The 7,249-nt window shown below is 72.8% G+C and carries 4 protein-coding genes; 2 read left to right on the top strand and 2 right to left on the bottom strand.

Features of this window, described 5'->3' with window-relative positions; translation table 11 throughout:
* Together KM933_RS38045 and KM933_RS38050 are read right to left on the bottom strand one after the other, a co-directional pair.
* Nucleotides 1-404 (bottom strand): DUF6597 domain-containing transcriptional factor (locus tag KM933_RS38045; RefSeq protein ID WP_347355176.1); only part of this gene is annotated, 404 nt, incomplete at its 3' end.
* Between the two features lie 71 nt (nt 405-475).
* Nucleotides 476-1,630, bottom strand: coding sequence for a YihY/virulence factor BrkB family protein (locus KM933_RS38050; protein ID WP_221361941.1), 1,155 nt, complete (start codon nt 1,628-1,630; stop codon nt 476-478).
* An 868-nt stretch (nt 1,631-2,498) separates the two neighbouring features.
* On the opposite strand from KM933_RS38050, the gene KM933_RS38055 reads away from it, so the two are divergent.
* Together KM933_RS38055 and KM933_RS38060 are read left to right on the top strand one after the other, a co-directional pair.
* On the top strand, nt 2,499-4,994 hold the full coding sequence (locus KM933_RS38055; protein WP_221361943.1) for a Pls/PosA family non-ribosomal peptide synthetase: 2,496 nt from the start codon (nt 2,499-2,501) through the stop codon (nt 4,992-4,994).
* Nucleotides 4,995-5,083: 89 nt separating this feature from the next.
* On the top strand, nt 5,084-7,249 hold a 2,166-nt coding region (locus KM933_RS38060; RefSeq protein WP_221361954.1), incomplete at its 3' end, for an amino acid adenylation domain-containing protein.

Below are 7,249 nucleotides of genomic sequence, written 5' to 3' on the forward strand. Positions count from 1 at the left end.
GGCGTGGCGCCGGCGGCCCGCCGCAGGGCCACCGCTTCGAGCGCGGCGGCGGGGTCCCCCGCCGCGTCCACCCGCTCGGTCAGCCGCCGCGCCGCGGCCCCGCCCCACAGGTCGGCGAGGTCCACGCGGCGGTCGCGCAGTTCGTGGGCGGGGACGCCGAGGTAGGCGGGCGCGGTGCCGGGGAAGAACCGGACGCCCGCGTACCGCGCCGGACCGCCGGGGTCGTCGCCCGCGTGGGCGCGGGTGTCGGGACCGGCGACGAACAGCCGGCCCTCGGTCCACAGCAGGTCCATGCACCCGTCGGGCAGCACCGGCGCGGTGTCACCGGGCACGGCGGTACGGGTCCACACGACCGCGCCGGTGAGCCGCGACGCCCGCTCCCGGTACGGCGCAGGCGTCGGCATCGGCGCCGTACCGGCGTACGGTTCGGCCACGGGCGGAAGGCTGCGCCGCTCCCGTGCGGCGCCCTCGCCGGTCACTGCGGCGGCGGTGCCTCGTCACCGTTCCTGGAGGTGGTCCTGGCGTGGGTCCGCAGCCGGGAGGTCACGTCCTCCGGGGGGAGGAAGCGGGACCAGCGCTCGGGGAACTCGGAGGGCATGTCCGGGTCGTCGGGGTCCTCCTCGGCCTGCGCGGCCCGGGCCGCGGCCGCGCGGGCCACGAGGTCGGCGGCCTGCTCGGCGCGCAGCCGTTCGTTGACGGCGCGGGCGGCGGCGGTGGCGGCGGCCGGCCAGACGCGGTCGATGGCCGCGTTGACGGCGGCGCCCACCAGCACGGCGAAGGCGGAGACGCCGATCCACAGGAGGACCGCGACGGGCGCGGCCAGCGAGCCGTAGATCGTGGGGCCCTCGACGGTGTTCGTCAGGTAGATGCGCAGCAGGAAGCTGCCCAGCACCCACATGGCCAGGGCCACGAGGGCGCCGGGCACGTCCTCGATCCAGGGGGAGCGCACGGGTACTGACACGTGGTACAGCGTCGTCAGGAAGACGACCGACAGGACGATGACGACGGGCCAGTACAGCACCTGGACGACGGTCGTCGACCAGGGCACGACGTTCACCACGGCGTCCGGGCCCGCCACCATCAGCGGCAGGGCGACCGAGCCGATCAGCAGGGCCACGAGGAAGAGCAGGAAGGCCATCAGCCGGGTCCGGACGATACCGCGCACCCCGTCGAGGCCGTACATCACGGTGATGGTGTCGATGAAGACGTTCACCGCGCGCGAGCCGGACCACAGGGCGAACAGGAAGCCCAGGGAGATGACGTCGGGACGGCCGCCCTCCATCACGTCGTGCAGGAGCGGCTGGGCGATCTGCGTGACGCCCTTGTCGGTCAGGACCGTGCGGGATGCCTCCAGGAGGCTTCTCTCCAGGCTGGCGATGGTGTCGGCGCCGGTCCAGTCGTCGACGTAGCCGAGCAGGCCGATCATGCTGAGCAGCAGCGGCGGGACGGAGAGCAGCGTGAAGAACGCCGCCTCCGCCGCGAGTCCGAGGATCCGGTACTCGATGCACGAGTTCACGGTGTCCTTGAGCAGCAGCCAGGCGGTCCTGCGCTTGGAGACGTTCCGGTAGAGGGCACGCGCCCGGTGGAGACGACCGGACGTCCTCTGAGGGGGTTCGCTTGCTGGCTGCACGTCCTAAAGGTATCCGCCGGGCGAGGTCGCACTCATCTCCCGGTGCCGCGGTACGGGCCGGGGAGGCGGGGCCGGGACCGGGCGGCCGGCGGCGGAACGCCGCCGATCCGGTTCGGCCGCACGACGGAAAAGCGGCAGCAATTCCACGGTAATCGCAAACAGAATCGAATCCGATTTTTGTCATGCACCCGTGGCCGAATAATTTCCCTTCAGGAAGTGGAAGGCTCAACAACACATGTGACGCCTCCGGGAAAACATCCCGGCAGGACGTGCGGAACAGATCCTTCGAGGAATCCGACAACGTCATCCGGAACAGCGATAAAGCGCCATAGGCCGAAACGGCCTTGACCCGTTCATGAGCACCCCGAAACAATTCGGATTGCATTCCGCCGGGCCCGTGGAGACGGCTCGGTCGCACCACGACACGGGGGACTCAGAAGGGCCCGGAGGAGGGCCGACAGCCGCCTCACCCGCGATCCGTACTCTCCGCGGATCATGCCGTGCCGCCCGCGCCCTTCCCCTCGGCCGCTCCAGCCACCCACGGAACGACCTCCTCCCGCCCGCCCTCCCCTTTCCGCGGACACACTCGCTCCCGTGAACCGTGGACCGTGGACCGTGAACACAGCACTGCCGTGCGGAACATTTTCCGCACGCGGAACAAGCCTACCTTCCGGCCCGTCGGAGTCACCCAGGAATCACCTTGTTCCACCGTCGCCCCGTTCGTCACCGATTCGGGAGCGCATTGAAACTGCGGGCGAGAACTCTTCGCATTCCCCCCGGAGGCGCCAGACACTCCGAACGGTCCGCAATCAGCAGCAAACATCAGTGCCCATCAGCAATCGGCAGCACTCATCAGCAAGGAGACCAAGTGGTGGGAGATCCCGGTGAGGTCACGACCGTCGCTCCGGCGCCGTCACCGGCCGGCCGCGACCCGGTGAGCGGGACCGAACGTGTCCTCGCGGAGGTGCTCGCCGGTGTCGTACGCGTGGAGCGGGTCCCCGTCGACAGTCACTTCTTCGACGACCTCGGTGCCAATTCGCTGGTGATGGCGCACTTCTGCGCACGGGTCAGGAAGCATCCCGACCTGCCGGCCGTGTCGATGCGCGACGTGTACGGCCACCCGACGATCCGCGGTCTGGCGGCGGCGCTCGCCGAGGTCCCGGCCGGGGCGCCCGCGCCGCCGCCCGCGCCGGCCGGGCCGCCCGTCCGGGGCGGCAGCGCACGGTACGTCCTGTGCGGGGCGCTCCAGTTCCTGGCCTTCGCGCTGTACTGCGCCCTCTCCGGGCTCGTCACCGCCCGGGGGTACGGCTGGATCTCGGCCGGGGAGGGCGTCGTGGACGTCTATCTGCGGTCGGCCGTCTTCGGGGGCGCCGTCCTGACCGGTCTGTGCACCCTGCCGGTGGTGGCCAAGTGGGTGCTGGTCGGCCGCTGGAAGGAGACCGAGTTCCCGGTCTGGAGCCTGGCCTACTTCCGCTTCTGGACCGTCAAGGTGCTGCTGCACGCGAACCCGGTGGTCCTGTTCGCCGGCAATCCGCTCTTCGTGCTCTACCTGCGGGCCCTCGGCGCGCGGATCGGCGGGAACGTCACGATCCTCTCCCACTCGGTCCCGGTCTGCACCGACCTGTTCACCGTCGGCGCGAACACGGTGATCCGCAAGGACGCGCACTTCCTCTGCTACCAGGCGCACGCCGGACGCATCCGCACCGGCCGCGTCACCCTGGGCCGGGACGTGTTCGTCGGCGAGAACACCGTCCTGGACATCGGCACCGCCATGGGGGACGGGTCCCAGCTCGGCCATGCGTCGGCGCTGTACGGCGGCGCCGCGGTGCCGGCCGGGCAGCGCTGGCACGGCTCCCCGGCCCGGCGCACGGACGTCGACCACGTACGGGTCGCCCCGGCGGACTGCGGCACCGCGCGGCGGGTGGGCTACGGCCTGGCCACCGTGGTGCAGACACTCCTGGTCTCCATGCCGCTGCTCGTCGGGGGCGCGTACCTGCTGCTCACGGCGGCGCCCTCGCTGGAGGTGCTGCTGGACCGGGAGGCGCGGCACATCACGTCGGGGCGGTTCTACGCCGAGGCGCTCGGGCTGTCGGCCGCGCTCTTCGCGGGCTCCGTCGTGATCGGCTTCGCCGTCGTCACCGTGGTCCCGCGGCTGCTGAACCCGTTCCTGGAGCCGGACCGGGTCTATCCGCTCTACGGCTTCCACTACTCGGTGCAGCGGACCGTCGCGCGGCTGTCCAACGCCAGGTTCTTCAAGTGGCTGTGCGGGGACAGCTCGTACATCGTCCACTACCTGCGCGCCCTCGGGTACGACCTCTCGCACGTCGAGCAGACCGGCTCCAACTTCGGTACGGCGGTGGCGCACGAGACGCCGTTCCTGGTCTCCGTCGGCCGCGGCACCATGGTCGCCGACGGGTTGTCGATCATGAACGCCGAGTTCTCGGCCACGTCGTTCCGGGTCTCGCGCACGACGATCGGCCCCCACAGCTTCCTGGGCAACCACATCGCCTACCCGGTGGGCGGCCGTACGGGCGCGAACGTCCTGCTCGCCACGAAGGTCATGGTGCCGCTCGACGGGGAGCTCCGCGAAGGGGTCGGCCTGCTGGGCTCGCCGCCCTTCGAGATCCCGCGGACCGTGGAGCGCGACACGCGCTTCGACCACCTGCGGGAGGGCGACGAGCTGCGCCGCCGCCTCGCCGCGAAGAACCGCCACAACCTGCGCACCATGGGCCTGTTCCTGTTGCTGCGCTGGTTCGACTGGTTCGTGCTCACGGTCCTCGGCTTCGCCGCCTTCGACCTGTACGGGGGTCACGGCACCGTCGGCGGCCTGCTGATCGGGACGTCCCTGGTCGCCGGCCTCGTGTTCACCACCGGCTACTACGCGCTGGTGGAGCGGGTCCTCCTGCGGTTCCGGCCGCTCCGGCCGCGGCTGCACTCCATCTACGACCCGCTCTTCTGGCGGCACGAGCGGCTGTGGAAGATCCCGGACACGCACTTCGCCGTCTTCAACGGCACCCCCTTCAAGAGCCTGCTCTGGCGGCTCCTGGGGGTCCGCGTCGGCCGCCGGGTCTTCGACGACGGCGCCCACATCACCGAGCGCACGCTCACCGCCATCGGGGACGACTGCACGCTCGGCGCGCACAGCAAGGTGCAGTCGCACTCGCAGGAGGACGGCACCTTCAAGTCCGACCACATCGAGATCGGGGCCGGCGTCACGCTCGGCGTCGGCGCGCTCGTCCACTACGGCGCCTCGATGGGCGACGCGGCCGTGCTCGCCGCCGACTCCTTCCTGATGAAGGGCGAGGAGGTGCCGCCGGGGGCGCACTGGGGCGGGAATCCGGCGGTCGCACCTCGGCACGCCTGACGGCGGCACGAGGCAGGCACAGAACACACGAAGCACGCGGAACAACGCGGAACAACGCGGAACAGCGGAACAACAGGGGGGAACAAGCGATGGACACCATTCCGAGGTGGGCGCCCGACCCGGTCCCGGGCACGGCGGAGCACGAGGTCCCGCTGCCGCCCGGCCCGATGCCGGAGCCGTCCGCGCTCCTGGCCGCGCACGCCAAGGTCCTGGCGGCGCTGTCGGGCGAGCGCGAGGTCGTCACCGGTTACGTCCCGGCGAAGGGCGCGGCGCCGCTGCGCCGCCGGCTGACGGTCGGCGCCGGTCCGTGGCGCGACCTGCTCGCGCGGGCGGACCTGGCGGTACGGGACGCCCGGGCGGACCCGGCGGTACGGGAGGCCGCCGGGACGCCGGCGGTGCGGGGGGCGGGCCGCGAACCGGTCCCCTTCGAGACCGTGCTCGATCCGCACGGCGGCGACGTCGCCGAGGACACCGTGCTCCACGTGCGCGCCGACGGCCGCACGCTGCGCCTGCGCTACCGCACCGACGTCCTGGACGCCGGGGCCGCCGCCCGGATCACCGGCTACCACCTGACCGCGCTCGCCCGGCTCGCCGACGACCCGGACGCCGCGCACGACCGGCACGGTCTGCCGGACGCCGGCGAACTCCGGTTCCAGCTGGACGGGCTGGCCGGGCCGCACCGCGCGCTGCCGGACCGCCGGGTCCACGAGCTCTTCGAGGAGCGGGCGGCGGCGCACCCGGACGCCGTCGCCGTGGTGCGGGGCGACCTGCGGTGGACGTACCGCGAGCTCAACGCGCGGGCCAACCGGATCGGCCGGGCGCTGCTCGCCCGCGGACTGCGGCCCGAGGGCGTCGTCGCCGTCGTCATGGAGCGCGGTCCGGACTGGCTGGCCGGGGTCCTCGCGGTCCTCAAGGCGGGCGGTGTCTACCTGCCCGTCGAACCGCACTTCCCCGCCGACCGGATCGGGAAGATCCTCGGGCGGGCGGGATGCGGGCTGGTGCTGACCGAGCACGGCAGCACCGGCACGCCGGCCCGGACCGGCACCGGCGCCCGCGTCCTGCACGTCGGCACGGCCTACGCGGAGGGCCACCCCGCCGGCGACCTCGGTGTCCCCGTCGCCGCGGACCAGCTGGCCTACATCTACTTCACCTCCGGCTCCACCGGCGAGCCCAAGGGCGCCATGTGCGAGCACGCGGGGTTCCTCAACCACGTCCTCGCCAAGATCGACGACCTGGGCGTCGGCGAGGGACGGACCGTCGCGCAGACGGCGCCCCAGTGCTTCGACATCTCGCTGTGGCAGCTGGTCTCCGCACTCCTCGTCGGCGGCCGGACCCTGCTGGTCCCCCAGGAGGTGGTCCTGGACGTCCCGCGGTTCGTGGACACCGTCGCGCGGGGCCGGGTCGACGTGCTCCAGGTCGTCCCGTCGTACCTGGAGGCGGTCCTGTCCGAGCTGGAGCAGCGGCCCCGCGCACTGCCCGACCTGCGCTGCGTGTCGGTGACCGGGGAGGCCGTCAGGAAGGAGCTCGTCCGGCGCTGGTTCGCGGCCCAGCCCGGGATCCGCCTGGTCAACGCGTACGGGCTGACCGAGACCTGCGACGACACCAACCACGAGGTCATGTCCCGGGTGCCGGAGCGGGACCGGGTGCCGCTGGGCCGGCCGGTCGCCAACGTGCGCGTGTACGTCGTCGACGAGCACCTGTCGCCCGTACCGCTCGGCGCGCCCGGCGAGATCGTCTTCTCCGGGGTCTGCGTCGGCCGCGGGTACGTCAACGACCCGGAGCGCACCGCGGCGGCGTTCACCGAGGACCCGTTCCGGCCGGGCGAGCGGCTCTACCGCAGCGGGGACCACGGCCGGTGGCTGCCCGACGGGAAGCTGGAGTTCCTCGGCCGCCGGGACGGCCAGGTGAAGATCCGCGGCTTCCGCATCGAGATCGGCGAGGTGGAGAACGCCCTGCTGCGGGTGGCCGGGGTCCGGGACGGCGCCGTGGTGGTCTCGGGCGGCACCCGGCTGGTGGCGTTCTGCGCCGGTCCCGAGCCGGTCGGCCCGGCGGCCGTGCTGGAGCGACTGGCCGCCTCGCTCCCCGCGTACATGGTGCCGTCGGCCGTGCACTGGCGCGAGGGCCTGCCGCTGACCGCCAACGGCAAGACCGACCGCAGGGCGCTGACCGCGCTCGCCGGGGAGCTCGACGCCGCCGGCGGCACGGGGGCCGCCGAGGGCGCGGGGGCCGCCGAGGGCGCGGGGGCCGCCGAGGGC

The organism is Streptomyces beigongshangae, from assembly GCF_019710745.1.
GTDB classification, from domain to species: Bacteria; Actinomycetota; Actinomycetes; order Streptomycetales; family Streptomycetaceae; genus Streptomyces; species Streptomyces beigongshangae.